Below are 17,381 nucleotides of genomic sequence, written 5' to 3' on the forward strand. Positions count from 1 at the left end.
TAAGAAGGTTGAAGAAGGTTCTAGATACACTCAACCTGTAAGTAGTGAAGTTATTGAAAAAAGTAAATCAGGTGAATGGGAAATCACAGTCACCACAGAAAAACCAGTTCCTAGAGATTGGTTTCCAAAGTCATTAGAGGGATTAAAGATACTTTGTTTAGCATCAGGTGGAGGGCAACAAGCACCAGTACTGGCTGCTGCTGGAGCAGATGTAACAGTTACTGATATATCTAAGAAGCAATTGGAACAAGATGAAATGGTAGCGGAACGGGATGGATTAACTTTAAAAACAGTACAAGGAGATATGTCAGACCTTAGTGATTTTGAAGATGAATATTTTGATATTGTCGTAAATCCTGTTTCTAATTTGTTTGTAAAAGATGTTCATCTTGTATGGAATGAGATTTCAAGGGTTTTAAAGAATAAAGGTATTCTTATTTCTGGATTTACAAATCCTTTACTATGGATTTTTGATGACAACCAAGAACAAAAAGGTATTTTGGGTGTTAAACATTCAATACCTTCATCAACATTGGATTATTTACCAGAGGATGAAGTTCAAGATTATATTAATTTAAATCAAACAATAGAATACGCACATACTCTAGAAGATCAAATCCAAGGTCAAGTTGAAGCTGGTTTTGTTATAACGGGTTTTTACGAGGATGATTTTGGTGGAACAAGGATATTAGATAAGCATATTAAAACTTTTATTGCTACAAAAGCTATAAAGTTAAAGGTTGATTAAAATTTTTGGCTCGTTAGTCGAAGAAGGAAACTTGAAAACAGTAAAAAAACAGTAAAAGTTCAATGTATGTCAAAAAGGATGGCACTTGCCATCCTTTTCCTTTTGTAGTTTGGTGTCAAAACAAGTTTTACTCCTCTTAACTGAACCCGTTATAATAAATAGTCCATCTTTTTACATTAATTTTTCACATCATTATATAGTTCCAGCGCCTCTTTCACATTCAATCTATTTTTCACAATGCCATGAATTGCTTGAATCATCGCAGCTGGATGTTCGGATTGCCATATGTTTCGGCCCATGTCTACTCCAATTGCACCTTCTTGCAGCGCATTGTAAGTAATGTTTAATGCGTCTTCGATTGAATCTAGTTTTGGGCCGCCCGCGATTACGACTGGAGCAGGGCATGTGCTTGTGATTTTTTCGAATCCTTCGCAGTAGTACGTTTTAATAATATCAGCTCCCATTTCAACACATACGCGGGAGGCGAGTGCTAGAAAGCGAGCTTCACGTTTTTGTAGTTCTTTCGCAACGGCGGTAATACCGAGTACTGGCAGGCCGTAATCGTGAGCTTCAGAGACTACGTTTGCGAGATTTGAAATAGTTTGTGTTTCATAGTCCGATCCAACAAAGACAGAAACGCCGACGCCAATTGCGTTTTGTTTTACTGCTGCTTTCACAGGTGTAACAATTGTTTCATTCGCTAAATCTTTGCCTACTACAGTTGCCCCGCCTGATACACGCATAACCATCGGTGTGTTGCAGTTTTCAGGAATACAGGAACTTAATACGCCTCGTGTTAAAAAGAGGGAATCAGTATATGGAAGCAAGTTTTTAACTGTTTCTAACGGTTGTTCTAGTCCGTGAATCGGTCCTAAAAAGTAGCCGTGATCTATCGCTAACATAACTGCTCTGCCGTCAGGTAAAATTGTGTTTAATCGATTTTTAAATCCCCAAGTCATTAGGAATCACTCCTTCGTTAATATTGGATTTTCAGTTTGTACAGTATCTTTATTTGGTAAATGTGGTGACTTTATAAAAACAGCTTTAAAAGGCTTATCAGAATGGTTAATAAGATAATGGGATTCATGAGGGCGAACTTGCAAGACATCTCCTTGTTTTATTGGAATTCTTTCGTTATTCACATAGAAATCTATTTCGCCTTCTAACGCATAGAAGACTTCTTCGCACGTTGTATGATAGTGATTTTGAAACTCTTGCCCAGGCTGAATGACGACTAGGCCAAGATCGATATTTGGACCTTGTATTAAATATTTAGGCCCGTTATCACCGAAGCGATAGGTGAAATCATTTTCATTCGCTTTTAACATACATTTCACTCCTTTATGTAATGTGTTACAGAGCACCGGGTGCAATCCACATATGTGAGGTGAGCCCTTTATCGGCTAAAGCGAGCTGACTGTTATACACAGTTTTCCATGTTTCATAGAATTCCTTATATAGTTCGTGATTTTCAGTGACTGGCTCAAATGTTTTTTCCCACTGTACAAATTGTTCGGCAGTCTCTGCCATAGATGAATATATGCCAGCACCAACCCCAGCGGCAATTGCCGTACCTAAAGCAGCGGCTTCTTTTACAACGGGTACTTTAACAGAGATTCCGAGGACATCTGCTAAGATTTGTGGCCAAAGTTTTCCTTTAGCAGCGCCGCCAGCAAAAATCACTTCAGAAGGAAATTTACCTGTGAGAGCCTCTATTAATTTCAAGTTGCCGAATGTAACGAAGGCGGCATTTTCTTCTATTGCCCGGAACATTTCTTTTTTACCGCATTTTTCAGCATCTAAACTTAAATTTAAAAAGGATGGTGCAGCATGTCGCCAAGAAATATAATTCATTACATTTGAAAAAGTAGGGATAATGCCATGTGAGCCTACAGGAACTTCTTTCGCTTGTTCTTCTAGTAATTCATAAGCATCTACACCGAGTTTTTCAGCGAGCCGTTTTTCTTCATGGCAAAAGGCATCTCGAAACCACCTCATAACAAGGCCAGGGAAGAAAGCGATTGTTTCGTATTGCCATAGCTTAGGAATGACGTGGCAATTTACACGAATCGCCGCATTTGGATCAGTTTCTGGTTTTGTTATATTTACTTCTTGTTGCCAAAAACTGCCCCCGCATATAAATGTTTGTTCAGGCTTTACAACTCCAGTTCCAAGCGATGCCATTTGTGCATCACCACCACCAGCAACGACCGGTGTTCCTTCATGTAATCCTGTTAATTCAGCACTTCGTTTTGTGATATTCCCGATAACTGTACCAGCTTCATTTACTTTTGGAGAAAAGGCTAGAGTAAGACCGCATTGCTCAGCAACCCAGTTATCCCAAGCTCTATTTTGTAAATCAAATATACCGGACGTACATCCATTTGAAGAATCAATTTGCAGTACGCCGCACAATTTATATAAAATCCAATCGTTTAACATCGTGAAAGAATGAATGTTCCTGTACACGTCTGGTTCATGTTTTTTAATCCAAAGCAAGCGAGGTAAAGCACCTAATGAAAAAGTTTGACCTGACTTTTTATATAAATCCTCTTCAATTTCGGAACGAATTTGTTTTAGTTCACTAACTTCCGCTGACGCGCGGCCATCAACATTTGCACAAGCCCATATTTCTTGCCCGTTTTTATCGTATAAAACAAAGCCTTCACGCATACTCGTTGCACTAATACCTTTAATAGAAGAGGAGGACGTATTACTTTTTTGAAGAACCTCTTTCGTACATTGTTGAACGAGCTGCCAGTTTTCAGTTACATCAAAATTCATAGAACCAGGGTAACGACTATCTGATTTATGAATCCATTCTTTTTGACTAACAGCAAGTTGATTACCGCTTAAATCAAAAAGAACTGCTCGAATGCTCCCTGTACCAGCGTCGTAAGCTAATAGAGTAGACATTAAGAGTCACCTTCCTTTCTTAATAAGGAGAGGGCAGTTTCTTCATCGGTAATTAATGTATGAATGAACTTTCCTTTTAAGGCGCCGTAAATTGCAGATATCTTTTCCGTACCGCCAGCTACACCAACGACATGTTTCATATTTTGAAGAACAGAGAGTGGTGTGCCGATAAGACGGTTATGATGGGGAAGTTCTAATTGTTTTCCGTCAGTATTATAAAATTGCCCTAAAATATCTCCAGCCCCGTTTTGACTACGTATATAAGTCATTTCACGTAGTGTTAATTTTTCTTCTTTCACAATTGTGGCGTCTTGAGATAAGCCGCCAATGCCAACTACTGCTGTATGAGCGAGTGAAGCGACGTGAAGCATATCTTTCACGCTCGGTTCAGATAGAATAATTTGTGTCATTTCGTTTGTAGATGTAAGAAAAGGGGTAGGAATAATATGAAGATCGCCTTGCATGTAGTTTAAATAGCTTTGATTTCTTGGAATATAGTGATTTACGCCTCCTGTAAGAGTAACGATTGAAAGACTCATAGAGCTATCAAAATGAATGTTTTCTAGCATTTTACTTATCGTCTCTCCCCAGCCAATCCCAAGTAAATCACCTTGTTGCAATTGAGTTTCTAAATATTGTGCGGCAGCTTTTCCGAGTGAAAATGCATAATCCTCAGGTGGAGTTGGAATAACGAAAGCATCTTTTAGATGGAATTTTTTCATAAGATCACGTTCGATGCTTAAACAGTGCAAACCAGTACCTTTTATGTGAAATGTGACGACACCTTCCGTCCGTGCTTTATCTAACAACCGAACGACTTTATTTCTTGAAATGTGAAGAAGTGAAGCAATTTCTTGCTGGGTTAATTGATCTTTATAATAGTACCAAGCTACTTTTGTTAACAAATTGTCTTCAAAGTTCAGCTGTGACATGCTCTTCATCCCTTTCAACAATTGACCACTGCTTAAACATATGTGCTCGTTATTTTGTTTATTCCAGTTGAGGCGATAAAGTGAAACTTTAATCAATGGGTAACGAAGGCGCAAGAGATTATTAAAGAGAAATATCCGAATTGGGAAATTGTAACGACGCAATATGGTGAAAATAATGCGCAAAAATCTTTATCAGTAGGGGAGAGTATTTTAACGCTTTATCCGAAAGAATTCTCCTTCCTCAAGCGTGTGCAGGGCGATAGCCCAACGGTAGGTGGGAGATGAATTTCGGTTTGGCGTTAGCCGAAAGGTTCTTTCTATTATTTTCAATCTCACTCTGATATAATCAGTCTTATTAAGTATAAAGGTCGGTATATCAATGAAATTAGATAGTAATAATCATTCAGTATTCTTACTTTATTATCATCTTATATTAGTTGTGAAATATAGAAGAAAGGTATTCGATGATGATATGTCTAACTATGCAAAAGATATGTTTATAAGGCTTTCAGAAAGCTATAACATAACTTTAGTTGAGTGGAATCATGACAATGACCATGTTCATATTGTATTCAAATCGCATCCAAATACAGAAATAACAAAGTTCATCAATGCGTATAAAAGTGCCAGCTCTCGACTCATCAAGAGAGACTTTCCACAAGTAAAAAAGAAGCTTTGGAAAGAGATGTTTTGGTCAAGAAGTTTTTGCTTACTAACTACTGGTGGTTCACCAATAGATGTAGTAAAAAGGTATATTGAAAATCAAGGGGAAAAGTGAGGTGAAATGATATGACAATACGTAATAAAGCGTACAAATTTCGTTTGTATCCTACAGAACAACAAGCACATCTTATACGTAAAACTTTTGGGTGTGTGCGATTTGTATACAATAAGATGTTGGCTGAACGAAAGGAAGTGTATGAGAAGCACAAAGGGAATAAAGAAGAATTAAAGAAACAAAAATTCCCTACTCCTGCAAAGTATAAGGTAGAGTTTGAATGGCTGAAAGAAGTGGATTCGTTAGCATTAGCGAATGCTCAATTAAACTTGCAAACTGCTTATAAAAATTTCTTTAGTGGTCAAAATGACTTCCCGACGTTCAAAAGTAAAAAGGATAGAAAACCTTATACAACGAATGTGGTCAACGGAAATATTATGTTGCTGAATGGTCATATCAAATTACCGAAATTGAAGCTTGTAAAGATTAAACAACATAGAGAAATACCTCAAAACCATGTGATTAAGTCATGTACGATTTCCATGACACCCACTGGGAAATATTATGTTTCTATCTTGACTGAGTATGAAAAAGAAATTGTGCAAAAAAAAGCGGAAACTGTTGTTGGGTTAGATTTTTCTATGTCTGAATTATATGTAAGTAGTGAGAATGAGAAAGCCAATTATCCTCGCTTCTACCGTCAAGTATTAGAAAAAGTAGCAAAGGCTCAAAGAGTATTATCAAGACGCATAAAAGGCTCAGAGCGTTGGAATAGGCAACGGATTCTTGTAGCTAAATTGCATGAAAAAGTAGCAAATCAACGTAAGAACTTTCTTCATCATAAATCGAAAGAATTAGTTACCAACTTTGGTGTTGTAGCAATTGAAGACTTGAACATGAAAGGAATGTCACGAGCACTAAACTTTGGAAAAAGTGTTACTGATAATGGATGGGGAATGTTCACGACTTTTTTAGCCTATAAGTTACAAGAACGAGGCAAACAGCTTATAAAAATTGATAAATGGTTTCCTTCTACAAAGACATGTAGTAATTGTGGAAACGTAAAGGATTTAGGACTATCTGAACGAGTGTATGTTTGTGATTGTGGTACGTCAATAGATAGAGATTATAATTCTGCAATCAACATCAAAAACGAAGCTATACGTTTGTTAGAATTATCATAAATCGTATCAAATAACCTATGGGACATGGGAGATAGCTCGCGGTCTTACGACTAATTCGTTAGCTAATAAAAGTAACGACTAACCGAGAAGCCCCCACTTCAAACAGCTCGTAAGAGCGTTAAGTGGCGGGTAGTTCACAAACGTATCCAGATATTAACGCAGTAATATGTCCAGATGCAACAGCACTACCAGCAATGGCGCAAGCAGCTGAGAATTTGAAAATGGATAAGAAAGTAGTCGTAACGGGATTTTCGACACCGAACGTTATGCGTGATTATGTAAAACGAGGAACAGTACAACAATTTGGATTATGGGATGTAAAACAACAAGGTGCCCTCGCAACGTATGTTGCAAATGAAATTGTTGTAAAAGGGAAGAAGTTAAAAGTCGGGGATAGCTTTGAAGTAAAAGGAATCGGAAAAGTGAAAGTAGAGCCGAACTCTATTCAAGGGTATGACTATGAGGCAGAAGGAAATGGTATTATCGTATTACCTGAACGAGTTGTATTTACGAAGGATAATATTGATAAGTATAATTTCTAGTAGAAAATAAAAACGTCCGAATATATCGGACGTTTTTATTATGTCGTTTTTAAAATCTATTCATTAATTGTGAACAGCTTCTTTTTCATTTAACCCAAGTGTGCGTCCTGTTGAAGCGTGAAGCTCTTGGAACAGTCTTGGATTTTCCGTAAGTGACACGCCGTAAGAAGGGACCATTTCTTTTATCTTTGGCTCCCATTCTAGTATACGTTCTGGGAAGCATTTTTCTAATACTTCAAGCATAACGTGAACAGCAGTAGAAGCACCTGGAGAAGCGCCAAGTAACGCAGCGATTGATCCGTCATTTGCACTAACAACTTCTGTACCAAATTGAAGTGTTCCTTTACCACCTGCATCAGTATCTTTAATTACCTGCACACGTTGTCCAGCAACGACAGTATCCCAATCTTCACTTTTAGCGTTCGGAATAAACTCACGTAATTCTTCCATACGCTTTTCGTGTGATAACATAACTTGTTGGATTAAGTATTTTGTTAATCCCATTTCTTTTACACCGGCTGCTAACATCGTTAAGACGTTATTCGGTTTTACAGAACCAATTAAATCAAGGTTTGAGCCAGTTTTTAAGAATTTAGGTGAGAAGCCTGCAAATGGTCCAAACAGTAAAGCTTTTTTATTGTCTATATATCTCGTATCAAGGTGAGGTACAGACATTGGTGGAGCACCAACTTTAGCTTTTCCGTATACTTTTGCATGATGCTGCTCTACAACTTTTGGGTTTTTACATACCATAAATAGTCCACTTACTGGGAATCCTCCAATATGTTTTGACTCAGGAATACCAGTCTTTTGAAGTAGAGGTAGACTACCGCCACCGCCGCCGATAAAGACGAATTTCGCAGTATGATGTTCGATTTTGCCACTATTCATATCGTGAACTTTTACTTCCCACAAACCATTCTTCGTGCGTTTAATATTTTCAACACTATGTTTGTAGTTTAGCTCAACATTTTTAGTTTTTAAGTAATCAAACAACATGCGCGTTAACGCACCGAAGTTAACATCTGTTCCAGAATCAATTTTCGTTGCAGCCATTGGTTCATTAGAGTTACGGCCTTCCATAATGAGTGGAAGCCATTTTTTTAATGTGTCAGGAGCATCAGAAAATTCCATTCCTTGGAATAGAGTGTTTTTTGAAAGCGCTTCAAAACGTTTTTTTAGAAACTCCACATTTTTTTCTCCTTGCACCAAACTCATATGAGGTAGTGGCATAATAAAATCTTGTGGATTACGAATTAAGTTTCTCTTAACAAGATACGCCCAAAATTGTCTTGAAAGTTGAAATTGCTCATTTACTTTTACAGCTTTACCAATATCTATAGACCCGTCAGATTTTTCGGATGTATAGTTAAGCTCACATAGCGCAGAATGTCCTGTACCAGCATTATTCCATTCGTTAGAACTTTCTTCTCCGGCATTAGCGAGTTTTTCAAATACTTTAATTTCCCATTCAGGTGCCAATTCTTTAAGTAATGATCCTAACGTTGCGCTCATAATTCCAGCGCCAATTAAGATAACGTCTGTTTTTTGCTGCATGTTGCTCATGATAATCTCTCCATCCCCTATATTGGCAAAAAAGAGTAGGTGTTTTTATATCTAAGCCGTAAAAAGAAAACACCACCTAGGCCCCACCTAGGTATTTACCTTTTTTGTCTCAATTATATAACCATCTCATACTCTATTATAATAATTAATAGAGTAAAATATCTAGTGTTATCTGATAATTTTAAACTATTTAACGCTTTATTTTGTAGAATTCTTCTGCTATAAGGGTAAAAAGCATTGTAGTAAAGCGGAATTTGGAGAAGAATTCCAGTTTGATGTTATCTCAAAAAAACTTACTAATACTTTTATTTTTAAGTTTTAATCTTTGGGAATTTGTAAAAATCTGTTTTTATTACATCTTATTTGAAAAAAATAACAAATAAATGATAAGATTATTCTGAAAATAATTAAGGAGGGATACCAATGCTTACAAAAGAACAAGTCGCAAACTTATTTCGAAACTTTTCTGTGAATGAATGTAAAGGATCTAGTGACTTATACGAATATTTATCAATAAAAATTTCTGAAGATGAGGAAGTTCTTACGTTAGCTTCCTACGCACAACCTGGTCAACCAATCCCAAACTTATTATTAGGTGCAGTCCATTATTTATTGTTAAAAGGAAAAGAACACAGTTTAAAAAGGTATTATTATAGTTTAGTTGAAGATGCTGATACAAATTTTGAAAATGCCTTTCATCAATTTAAAGATTTTTGCCATGTATATCGTGAAGAAATAATTACTTTATTACAAACGAAACTCGTTCAAACGAATGAAGTAAGACGATGTGCCTATTTGTATCCAAGTTTCTGTTACATATTTAATAAAGTGAACAAACCGTTAGCGTTAATAGAAATTGGTACAAGTTCAGGATTACAACTATTTTGGGATCAATATAGTTATTCATATGGAATGGGAGAAGTGTATGGAAATACACAATCGAATGTTCAGTTAACCTCTGAAATAAGAGGGGAGAATATGCCGAATCTGCTAAAACAAAGTCCACCTGTCGTAGAAAGAATCGGACTAGATTTACACGTGAACGATCTAAATGATGACGAAGACTATTTATGGTTACGAGCGCTTATTTGGCCAGAACATAAAGAAAGACTTGAACTATTTGATCAAGCAGCAACGCTTGTAAAAGAACAATCAGCGCAATTAATTGAAGGAGATGGTGTAGCGCTTCTCCCGGCCATTGCAAATCAAATAAGTGAAGATGCGGTGATTTGTATTTTCCATACACATGTGGCAAACCAAATACCTGAAAATGTAAAACATACGCTAGAAAAACAAATTAAAGAAATAGGTGCAAAACGTGACGTATTCCACCTATATAACAACATGTGGGACCGGGACCTTCATATTGATTATTATATTAACGGAAACGAATATTGTGAAACTGTTGGGGAAACGGAAGGGCATGGGAGATGGTTTAGTTGGGGGTTTGGGGATAAGACGTTATGCTAAGGTAACTCTACTGGTCATGGGCTTTATCATGTATATTTCAAATCAATAAGATGAGGGAAGAATCTTGAATAGTTTGAACAACATGGAGAAAAAAGCTAAATCACGGTATAAATGGTTACAGGAATAAAAATATAAGTAGCACACAAAAATGCTTGGGAGAAATCCAAAGCATTTTTTGAATCATTATGTAATTCTTTTAAATTTAATCACTCGTTTAAGAGTCACATTGTAATAAATATTCGTACAAGAAAAATACAGTAAACGAAACTTAGAAATTAACCTGCTAATTTAAATGATGATAATGTATATTGTTATGCTAATTTGTAAACTATCTTCGATACTTCTCCACAAAAATCAACTCTTTATTTATTGGTAAACTCATCGGGTGTCCAAGTAGCGATTTCATTACCTGGTGCAGCAACTACAAGCCAATCCTCACATTGGACCCCAGCTTGCCAACATTCATAATAGTTGTGAAAACCATTTACAAACAAGATTTGTCCGTCCTCAAATAGGATAAACAAATGTGGAGTTTCCTTACCTAATTGTACGTCTATAACTTTCTGCCTTCTCATTTTAAAAATTCTATTATATTCTTCTTCCTCGGAATAATCGTCAAATTCATCCTCATTAGAAGGGTACTTTTCTGGTGGAGTATTAAATAAAAACCATTTCGATTCGATGTTGACATATAATTGCCCATCATAATCAACTGCAGCTTCAAAATTTGTAAAATGAATCTTTATAGTTGCTGGAGAAATACCAAATTGCAATCCATCAACTTATGCTCCTATGAAGAGGTGTTTTAATACATTTTCTGCATAAAGTTTGTCTTCTTTGTTCATTATACGAATCCTCCTTTCTGTAAAATATATATTATATTTTTATTGTAATAAATAAATTTTTATGTAAAATGAACTTTTTGTGAGAAACGGACGAATATTGTGTGAAGGATCATGAGAGGGGAACGTAATTTTGGATGAAGTAGAATTAAAAGAATGGCTGTATAAAATGGAGTCAGGGGACCAAGAAGCCTTTCAAGTTATTTATGAATTAACAAGTAAAGATATTTATAGAACAGTATTATTTTTATTAGGGAATCAACACCAAGATGTAGACGATATAGTTAATGAGGTATACATCAAAATGTGGAAGTCAGTAACGAATTATGATATGAACCGTTCATTTCGTTTTTGGTTACATGGTATCGTTGTAAAACAAGTGCAAGATTGGCGTCGTAAATCGTGGCGGCGATTTCGAATCTTTGAAAAGAAGAAAATGTATGAGCAAGACCGGTCATATATAATGGATGAGGGCATTTTACATAAAGAAACACGTAATGAACTAGTAGAAGTTGTACAAAAATTATCGTATAAGCATCGTGAAGTCGTTATTATGCGTTACTTCCATGAATATAGCCTGGACGAAATTGCAATGCTTCTTCAAATCCCTGTTGGCACAGTGAAATCTCGATTACATACAGCGTTAAAACAATTAAGAACAGAAATGGAACATATGCCAGAAATAAGGGAGGGAGAAGTAAATGGATTTTGAAAAATATATAACGAATGAATTGAAAAGAAAAGCGGAATCAATCGAACCAAATACTAATCTAGAAAATAAAGTACAAACCTCTTTTCATAAATACCAACAAATGAAAAACAAAGGGAAAACTTCTATGAAAAAAAAGTTATTACTTGGCTTTATAGCTGCGGCTGTTCTTATTCCAACCGGTACTTTTGCGGGTACAACAATAATCGATAAAATTATAGGTACACCAGAAGAAGCGAGAAAAGATATGGGAATGTCAGAAGACGGCTATACAGGATTGATGGAGAGGGTAGAAGTTGCTAAAAAATTATTTGCAAAAGAGGACTTTGAAAAATATGTAGAGTTATTACAAGAAACATATCATTTTTATAAAAAAGTTAGTGTCGTAGAGAACGGAGAAAGAAAATATACAGCTACAGATCGTCTAAATGCTGATGAAGAAAAAAGAGATAGTGAGGTAATGGAAGAGCTAAACAAATATGAAGAAAGATTAGATCAACATTTTACATATACATTTGAACACGCTGAACAAATAGCTGGTTTTCTAATAAAGCATCCCACATATATTCCTTCTGGGTATCAAGTAGTATTTGAAGAAGCAAAGGCGAATGCAACAGTGGGAAAACCAATCCCTCTAATTACAATGAGATATGAAGATCGTAATGTGAAAAAAAAGCCATCTACATCAAACGCGGAATTAGGATTTACAATTCATCAATTAGAAATACATCAAGATGATAAAAAAGATTATTTTATTGAAGAACCGTTTGATAAAGCAACTGAAAAAGGACCAAATTTTTATAAAGACATTAAAACATATAAACTAAAAGGATACGATATTACATTTGGTGAGTATAAAGAGTCGAATGTCCGGGCTATGAAAATAGTAGTACCTGCAAAAGAAGGAAGAAATGCATACCAAGTGTATATAAACGATAGTATGTTGTCTAAAAAAGAGCTTGAGAAAGTTTTACTTTCAGTTGTTGAATAGATAATGAAATTTCAGAAAAATGAAAGTAAGTAGTTACTTTCATTTTTCTTTTATGATAATATGTTAGTAATTACTTACTTACATATTGAATGGAGGAATAAAGATGGGGAAATTAACAGCACGAGAAAAAGTTATGGAAGCTGCTACTTTATTATTCGGTGAAAAGGGGTATACAGCGACAACAATTCGTGAAGTGGCGGAAAAAGCAGGGGTTAGCGAATTAACGATATTCCGTAACTTTAAAAATAAGGAAAACCTATTTAGAGAGAGTATTATTTTACGTACGACACCAGTGGCTTTGTTAGAGGAAATAGAAGAGCAATTTACTGGTAATTTACATAAGGACCTTACGAAAGTAGCAGAAACATATATTCAAATCAATTTGCCGAAGCTAAATTATATTTGGGCTGCGTTAATTGAATCAAGACAAAATAGTGAAATGAAAACATTACTGCATGAGTTGAATTCACATTTAGTGGATCATTTAGAAACTTATTTAAAGCAACTTGGAGAGAAGGGGCATATTTCCTCATGTAACTACCATTTAATAGCGAATATGTTTTACGGACAACTGTTTTTATACATTATGAATGTTAGTATAGCGGAAGAAGAAATTCAGTTAGATGAGTATATAGAGACATGTGTAAATTTATTTATGAATGGGATTTTAAATAAAGAAAACGAATAGGGGTGGGGGAATTGAGGAATACATTTGCATTAATTGCTTTAATTGCAGGTTTTTTTATGGCAATTTTAGATTCAAACATTGTAAATATCGCATTACCAGAAATGACAAAGACATTTCATACATCAATTGATACCATTTCTTGGATTGCTAATAGTTATAATGTTGCCTTTGTAGCGTGTTTATTAATTGCAGCACGTCTTGCGGACCAGTTTGGTCGCAAGAAGCTGTATATTATAGGTTTATTAGGGTTTTCTATTAGTTCGCTTATGTGTGGTATTGCCAAGTCGTTTCATACACTAGTAGTTTTTAGAGTATTGCAAGGGATTTCGGCCGCAATTATCGTACCAGTTGCTATGCCTCTGGGCCTTGAGTTAGTATCGAAAGAGAAACAAGGTATGATAGGCGGTATTATGGGGGCCTTCGGAGGGTTAGCGGCGGCAATTGGTCCTTCACTTGGTGGTGTTTTAACTAATAAATTGAATTGGAGCTGGGTGTTTTTTATTAATGTCCCAGTTGGCATATTATCTTTAATCTTCGTGATTCTTTGTATTAAAGAATCGTATGATCATACTGCAAGCTCTAAAATAGATTGGGCGGGTATGATTACTTCTGCATCCGCACTATGCATACTTGTATATGCACTCATACAAGTAAATACAAATCAATTAAGTATGTTAAGCTTAATTCTTCTTTTTATGCTCTCATTAATAAATTTTATATTATTTTTTATTATCGAAAAGAAAAATAATAATCCAATGTTACCTTTAAAATTGTTTTCATACATAGAGTTTTCAATTTCAAATCTTTCCTTATTTTTCGTTGGTATGGGATTAATGAACTTTTTATTTATACTTGCTTTTTATTTCGTTCAAGTAGAAAGTATGTCTGAACTACAGTCAGGCTTAATTATTAGTACTTTAGCAATTGTATCTATGGTTGTTACAGGGGTAGTAACACCAATTGCAGCGAAACGAGGTAGTTTATTAATAGGTAGTATAGGGATGATTGCTTTTATCATAGCCTCATATTTATTTAGTCATATAGATTCAAACTTTACTACATGGGATTATATATGGCGATTAGTGATCGTTGGAATTGGAACAGGGTGCACTTTAGCACCGTATACAACAACTGCGGTTTTAAGTGTGCCTACGGAGAAAACAGGTGTTGCTTCAAGCGTATGTAATATCTCTAGAACGGTCGGAAGTATTGTAGGGGTAGCGATACTGGTCATGTTTTTGAATCATCAATTGTTAGTTGAAAAAGAAAAAGTAAATAAAGAAGTACTGACTGTGATTGAAAAAAGTAATTTAACAACTATAGAAAGAGAACAAGTGTTGCAAGCGATGAAAGGAATTGATAAAAATCAATACAGCATATTAAAGTCTGAAGAGGGCAACTAGTTATACGAGCAGATGAAGCAGCAACATAAACAAGGAATTGTATATAGTTTTAATAAAACATTTTTAATGGGTGCAGTTATTTTTACTTTAGCGCTCATTTGTAATGTAGTTGGTATGTATGTTAGTAGGAAAACAGGTGCAATCTCGTTAAAAGGATAGTTTTATTACATAATATTATTATGTAAACAAAATTAATGAATATACAACCGTCGTTCAAAATGGCTCGTTATTAATCAAGTCTGTGCGCACTAAATTTAGTGATGATGCAAAAGTTACAGATGAGGATACAAAGCAAGCTCTTATTTCTTTAATTCATAGTATATTAGACGAAATAATGATTTGTTTTATAAAAAAGGCAATACTACTGGTAGTTTAAATGTAGTATTGCCTTTTCATTTTCTCTTGTTTGAAATTTTGTACTAACGATTAGGCAATCATGTCACCTATTTTAAGGTTTAGACAAAATATATATTAATTTAGGCTCTGGCTCGCGTCTTTTTTCGTCTTGGTCAAATAAATAACTAAGCTCAAGATTATTACGAGGAAGATTACGCTTGTTCCTACCGTACCGAGACCAAGGCCACCGGAATCGTGAGGCTGTGATAGATAATCGCCAAAAGAGGCACCGAAAGGACGAGTTAAAATATAAGCGATCCAAAAGGCCAACACTGCATTTAATTTGAAGCGGTAGTAAGCGACGGTTACAGCCCCAATTAATGCGGCGAATATGAGCGCTGAAATCCAGTAACCTAAGTTGAGACTCTCTGCTACGAGATCACCAGCTGCGGTACCTAAGGCGAAGGTGAACAGAATAGACAACCAGTAGAATGCTTCTCGCTTTGTCGTGTAAATAGAGTGAATGGACAGTGTCTTCTCACTCACGTACCAAGCAGCAAAAGTTGCCAGTAGGAAAAGGGTGAAAACGATGGTGGTCGTCTCTAGAGCGACCCCGAAGTTGTCCGTAAGATTGTCGGTGACTAGCGTGCCGACAACACTAATCAGCAAGACAGTGAGCCAGTAAATTCCTGGAACATATTTCTTCAATTTGAACTGGAAGAACAGTGTGATGAGCAAGAGAGCACTCATAACAAAGGTCGTGTTAGTCAAGCCAAAGTTCAGGTTTGTATTTAAGAAGTCTGCGCCTGTTTCGCCCACTGTAGTTGCCATGATTTTGATAATCCAGAAGAAAATCGTGACTTCTGGAACTTTGTTCAGCATCTGCCAGCCTCGTGATGAGACGGAAGCGACTTCATCAGAAATGGATGGATTTTCTCTATTCTTATCCTGATCCTTCTCATAATAGTTCATGTAGGATTCCTCCTTATTAGTTTTTTATGGCCAACGCCAATTTATAAACAGAGTGTAACTAATAAGAATGAGATTCAGATGAAATTTGGATGAAAAAATCATTAAAATAAGATGAAAAAAAGAAATTTCTAAAGTGTCTTTTTTATTTAACAAATACAGTTAAAAAAGTATATCCTTTTTTTGTTCGCGACATTGAAAATACAGCAAAATTGATACTCTTCATTTGATATCCTACGTTGGTCGTTTTCTGCAAAATAATAGTTTGACATGGAGTCTTTACAAGCATGACTCACATGCCAAGACCGTCATTATAACAAGTGTTTGGCGCTATTATACTTGTTTCCCCATGTTAAAGCATGTGTGACTAATCGATTAAGTGTCTTTTGTATTTAGGGGGACATTAAGAATATCTTATGTATTTCTCATCAGATTTTAATATTTTTTTAGTAGTGTATACCTTGTATCCTACAAGGAAAGAGGAAGAAGACTATGCATGTACTACATTTTTTAAGTGAATATATAAAGCACCCAAGAACTGTAGGAGCAGTATTGTCAAGTTCTAAGCAACTTGCAAAACAAATGGTAGCCCCTATAAATTTTGAACAAGCAAAATGCATTATTGAGTATGGACCAGGAACTGGAGTGTTTACGGAACAGCTCATTCAACATAAACATAATGAAACAGTATTGTTAATCATTGAGAATAACGTACAGTTTTACCGTATACTTCAAGAGCGATATTCACACATGGAAAATGTGTACATTATTCATGATTCTGCCGAATATACGGAAAAGTATGTTCAGAAATATAAAATTACCCAAGTGGATTATATTATTTCAGGATTGCCATTTACCAGTTTATCCCTTGATACTTCTACAAAGATATTACAGGTAACAAAAGAAGTATTAGGGGAAGAAGGGAAATTTATTACTTTCCAATATACACGCTTTAAACAACAATTTTTCCGTTCTTTTTTTGCAAATATTGAGGTGAAGAAAATAAACTGGAATATTCCACCGGCTTTCGTGTTCACTTGCTTTATGTAAGTTGATGGGAAGGCGCGAAACCAAATCACTATCATGCAAAAGAAATGAATTATTTCCAACATAAAAAACGAACGATTTTCCCTGTGAAAATCGTTCGTTTTTTCGTGAGAAATACAAACTATAACTTTCATTTTGGACTATTAAAAAGGCGGAATACTTTGCGGAAAGTTGAAAACATTTTTCGGGTCATATTTAGCCTTTATGTCCATTAACCGGTCAAAGTTACAGCTGTAGTAAGCATCTGGCCAGTCTTTAATGGAAAGGTCAGGTGTATTAACGTAAACGCCTTTTGTGTATGGTAGCATCACCTTTTTGTA

The 17,381-nt window shown here is 35.5% G+C and carries 15 protein-coding genes and 4 pseudogenes; 11 read left to right on the top strand and 8 right to left on the bottom strand.

Going from position 1 to position 17,381, the window contains the following annotated elements:
• Positions 1–748: class I SAM-dependent methyltransferase (locus JFT89_RS14460; protein WP_201040276.1), on the top strand; the 748-nt coding region annotated here is incomplete at its 5' end.
• Positions 749–924: 176 nt separating this feature from the next.
• Here JFT89_RS14460 and lsrF read toward each other — a convergent pair.
• Genes lsrF through JFT89_RS14480 form a run of 4 tightly spaced genes read right to left on the bottom strand, consistent with a single transcriptional unit; the run spans position 925 to position 4,596 of the window.
• Positions 925–1,707 carry a 3-hydroxy-5-phosphonooxypentane-2,4-dione thiolase gene (gene lsrF, locus JFT89_RS14465; RefSeq protein ID WP_002013480.1) on the bottom strand — a complete coding sequence of 261 codons (783 nt, stop codon included), beginning with the start codon at positions 1,705–1,707 and terminating at the stop codon, positions 925–927.
• Between the two features lie 6 nt (positions 1,708–1,713).
• Entirely contained in the window at positions 1,714–2,076 is a 363-nt protein-coding gene (locus JFT89_RS14470; RefSeq protein ID WP_201040277.1) for a cupin domain-containing protein, read from the bottom strand.
• Between the two features lie 25 nt (positions 2,077–2,101).
• Positions 2,102–3,664: an autoinducer-2 kinase gene (gene lsrK / locus JFT89_RS14475; protein ID WP_201040278.1), complete on the bottom strand. Its 1,563-nt coding sequence runs from the start codon at positions 3,662–3,664 to the stop codon at positions 2,102–2,104.
• Positions 3,664–4,596 carry a sugar-binding transcriptional regulator gene (locus JFT89_RS14480; protein ID WP_016095683.1) on the bottom strand — a complete coding sequence of 311 codons (933 nt, stop codon included), beginning with the start codon at positions 4,594–4,596 and terminating at the stop codon, positions 3,664–3,666. Before JFT89_RS14480 ends, lsrK begins: the two co-directional genes overlap by 1 nt.
• A 90-nt stretch (positions 4,597–4,686) precedes the next feature.
• Between JFT89_RS14480 and JFT89_RS14485 the strand changes: the two are divergent.
• From JFT89_RS14485 to JFT89_RS14500, 4 genes and pseudogenes are all read left to right on the top strand, one after another.
• Positions 4,687–4,821: pseudogene (locus JFT89_RS14485) on the top strand (autoinducer 2 ABC transporter substrate-binding protein LsrB); the annotation flags it as partial.
• 154 nt (positions 4,822–4,975) lie between these two features.
• Positions 4,976–5,374, top strand: a complete 399-nt coding sequence (gene tnpA, locus JFT89_RS14490) for an IS200/IS605 family transposase (RefSeq protein WP_002066009.1) — start codon at positions 4,976–4,978, stop codon at positions 5,372–5,374.
• Positions 5,375–5,385: 11 nt separating this feature from the next.
• On the top strand, positions 5,386–6,498 hold the full coding sequence (locus JFT89_RS14495; protein WP_201040279.1) for an RNA-guided endonuclease TnpB family protein: 1,113 nt from the start codon (positions 5,386–5,388) through the stop codon (positions 6,496–6,498).
• A gap of 137 nt (positions 6,499–6,635) precedes the next feature.
• Positions 6,636–7,040 (top strand): annotated as a pseudogene (locus tag JFT89_RS14500) (substrate-binding domain-containing protein); the annotation flags it as partial.
• Positions 7,041–7,103: 63 nt separating this feature from the next.
• On the opposite strand, the gene JFT89_RS14505 reads toward JFT89_RS14500, so the two are convergent.
• Positions 7,104–8,606, bottom strand: coding sequence for a malate:quinone oxidoreductase (locus JFT89_RS14505; RefSeq protein WP_201040280.1), 1,503 nt, complete (start codon positions 8,604–8,606; stop codon positions 7,104–7,106).
• Positions 8,607–9,029: 423 nt separating this feature from the next.
• On the opposite strand from JFT89_RS14505, the gene JFT89_RS14510 reads away from it, so the two are divergent.
• Positions 9,030–10,076: a DUF2332 domain-containing protein gene (locus tag JFT89_RS14510; RefSeq protein WP_201040281.1), complete on the top strand. Its 1,047-nt coding sequence runs from the start codon at positions 9,030–9,032 to the stop codon at positions 10,074–10,076.
• Between the two features lie 362 nt (positions 10,077–10,438).
• Here the strand turns inward: JFT89_RS14510 and JFT89_RS14515 are convergent, their stop codons facing one another.
• A complete protein-coding gene (locus JFT89_RS14515; RefSeq protein ID WP_242488410.1) occupies positions 10,439–10,849 on the bottom strand; it encodes a hypothetical protein in 411 nt (136 codons plus the stop codon).
• A gap of 202 nt (positions 10,850–11,051) precedes the next feature.
• Between JFT89_RS14515 and JFT89_RS14520 the strand changes: the two genes are divergently transcribed.
• The 4 genes and pseudogenes from JFT89_RS14520 (at position 11,052) to JFT89_RS14535 (ending at position 14,868) form a co-directional block, all read left to right on the top strand.
• Positions 11,052–11,630, top strand: a complete 579-nt coding sequence (locus JFT89_RS14520) for a sigma-70 family RNA polymerase sigma factor (protein ID WP_201040282.1) — start codon at positions 11,052–11,054, stop codon at positions 11,628–11,630.
• Complete coding sequence (locus tag JFT89_RS14525) at positions 11,620–12,618, top strand: hypothetical protein (protein WP_201040283.1); 999 nt, start codon at positions 11,620–11,622, stop codon at positions 12,616–12,618. Before JFT89_RS14520 ends, JFT89_RS14525 begins: the two co-directional genes overlap by 11 nt.
• 103 nt (positions 12,619–12,721) lie before the next feature.
• Positions 12,722–13,306: a TetR/AcrR family transcriptional regulator gene (locus JFT89_RS14530; protein WP_128854288.1), complete on the top strand. Its 585-nt coding sequence runs from the start codon at positions 12,722–12,724 to the stop codon at positions 13,304–13,306.
• 11 nt (positions 13,307–13,317) lie between these two features.
• Positions 13,318–14,868, top strand: a pseudogene (locus JFT89_RS14535) (MFS transporter).
• A 312-nt stretch (positions 14,869–15,180) separates the two neighbouring features.
• On the opposite strand, the gene JFT89_RS14540 reads toward JFT89_RS14535, so the two are convergent.
• On the bottom strand, positions 15,181–16,017 hold the full coding sequence (locus JFT89_RS14540; RefSeq protein ID WP_201040284.1) for a COG4705 family protein: 837 nt from the start codon (positions 16,015–16,017) through the stop codon (positions 15,181–15,183).
• A 489-nt stretch (positions 16,018–16,506) separates the two neighbouring features.
• Between JFT89_RS14540 and JFT89_RS14545 the strand changes: the two genes are divergently transcribed.
• Entirely contained in the window at positions 16,507–17,064 is a 558-nt protein-coding gene (locus JFT89_RS14545; RefSeq protein ID WP_201040285.1) for a class I SAM-dependent methyltransferase, read from the top strand.
• A 140-nt stretch (positions 17,065–17,204) separates the two neighbouring features.
• Here the strand turns inward: JFT89_RS14545 and JFT89_RS14550 are convergent.
• A pseudogene (locus tag JFT89_RS14550) lies at positions 17,205–17,381 on the bottom strand (BBE domain-containing protein); the annotation flags it as partial.

Origin of the sequence: Bacillus sp. TH25 (assembly GCF_016650935.1) — a bacterium.
GTDB classification, from domain to species: domain Bacteria; phylum Bacillota; class Bacilli; order Bacillales; family Bacillaceae_G; genus Bacillus_A; species Bacillus_A mycoides.

Coding starts and splice junctions, on each gene's coding strand:
- JFT89_RS14540 (WP_201040284.1), bottom strand. CDS start 16,017: ATGAACTATTATGAGAAGGATCAGGATAAGAATAGAGAAAATCCATCC.
- JFT89_RS14480 (WP_016095683.1), bottom strand. CDS start 4,596: ATGTCACAGCTGAACTTTGAAGACAATTTGTTAACAAAAGTAGCTTGG.
- JFT89_RS14505 (WP_201040280.1), bottom strand. CDS start 8,606: ATGAGCAACATGCAGCAAAAAACAGACGTTATCTTAATTGGCGCTGGA.
- JFT89_RS14545 (WP_201040285.1), top strand. CDS start 16,507: ATGCATGTACTACATTTTTTAAGTGAATATATAAAGCACCCAAGAACT.
- lsrK (WP_201040278.1), bottom strand. CDS start 3,664: ATGTCTACTCTATTAGCTTACGACGCTGGTACAGGGAGCATTCGAGCA.
- lsrF (WP_002013480.1), bottom strand. CDS start 1,707: ATGACTTGGGGATTTAAAAATCGATTAAACACAATTTTACCTGACGGC.
- JFT89_RS14510 (WP_201040281.1), top strand. CDS start 9,030: ATGCTTACAAAAGAACAAGTCGCAAACTTATTTCGAAACTTTTCTGTG.
- JFT89_RS14495 (WP_201040279.1), top strand. CDS start 5,386: ATGACAATACGTAATAAAGCGTACAAATTTCGTTTGTATCCTACAGAA.
- JFT89_RS14525 (WP_201040283.1), top strand. CDS start 11,620: ATGGATTTTGAAAAATATATAACGAATGAATTGAAAAGAAAAGCGGAA.
- JFT89_RS14470 (WP_201040277.1), bottom strand. CDS start 2,076: ATGTTAAAAGCGAATGAAAATGATTTCACCTATCGCTTCGGTGATAAC.
- tnpA (WP_002066009.1), top strand. CDS start 4,976: ATGAAATTAGATAGTAATAATCATTCAGTATTCTTACTTTATTATCAT.
- JFT89_RS14530 (WP_128854288.1), top strand. CDS start 12,722: ATGGGGAAATTAACAGCACGAGAAAAAGTTATGGAAGCTGCTACTTTA.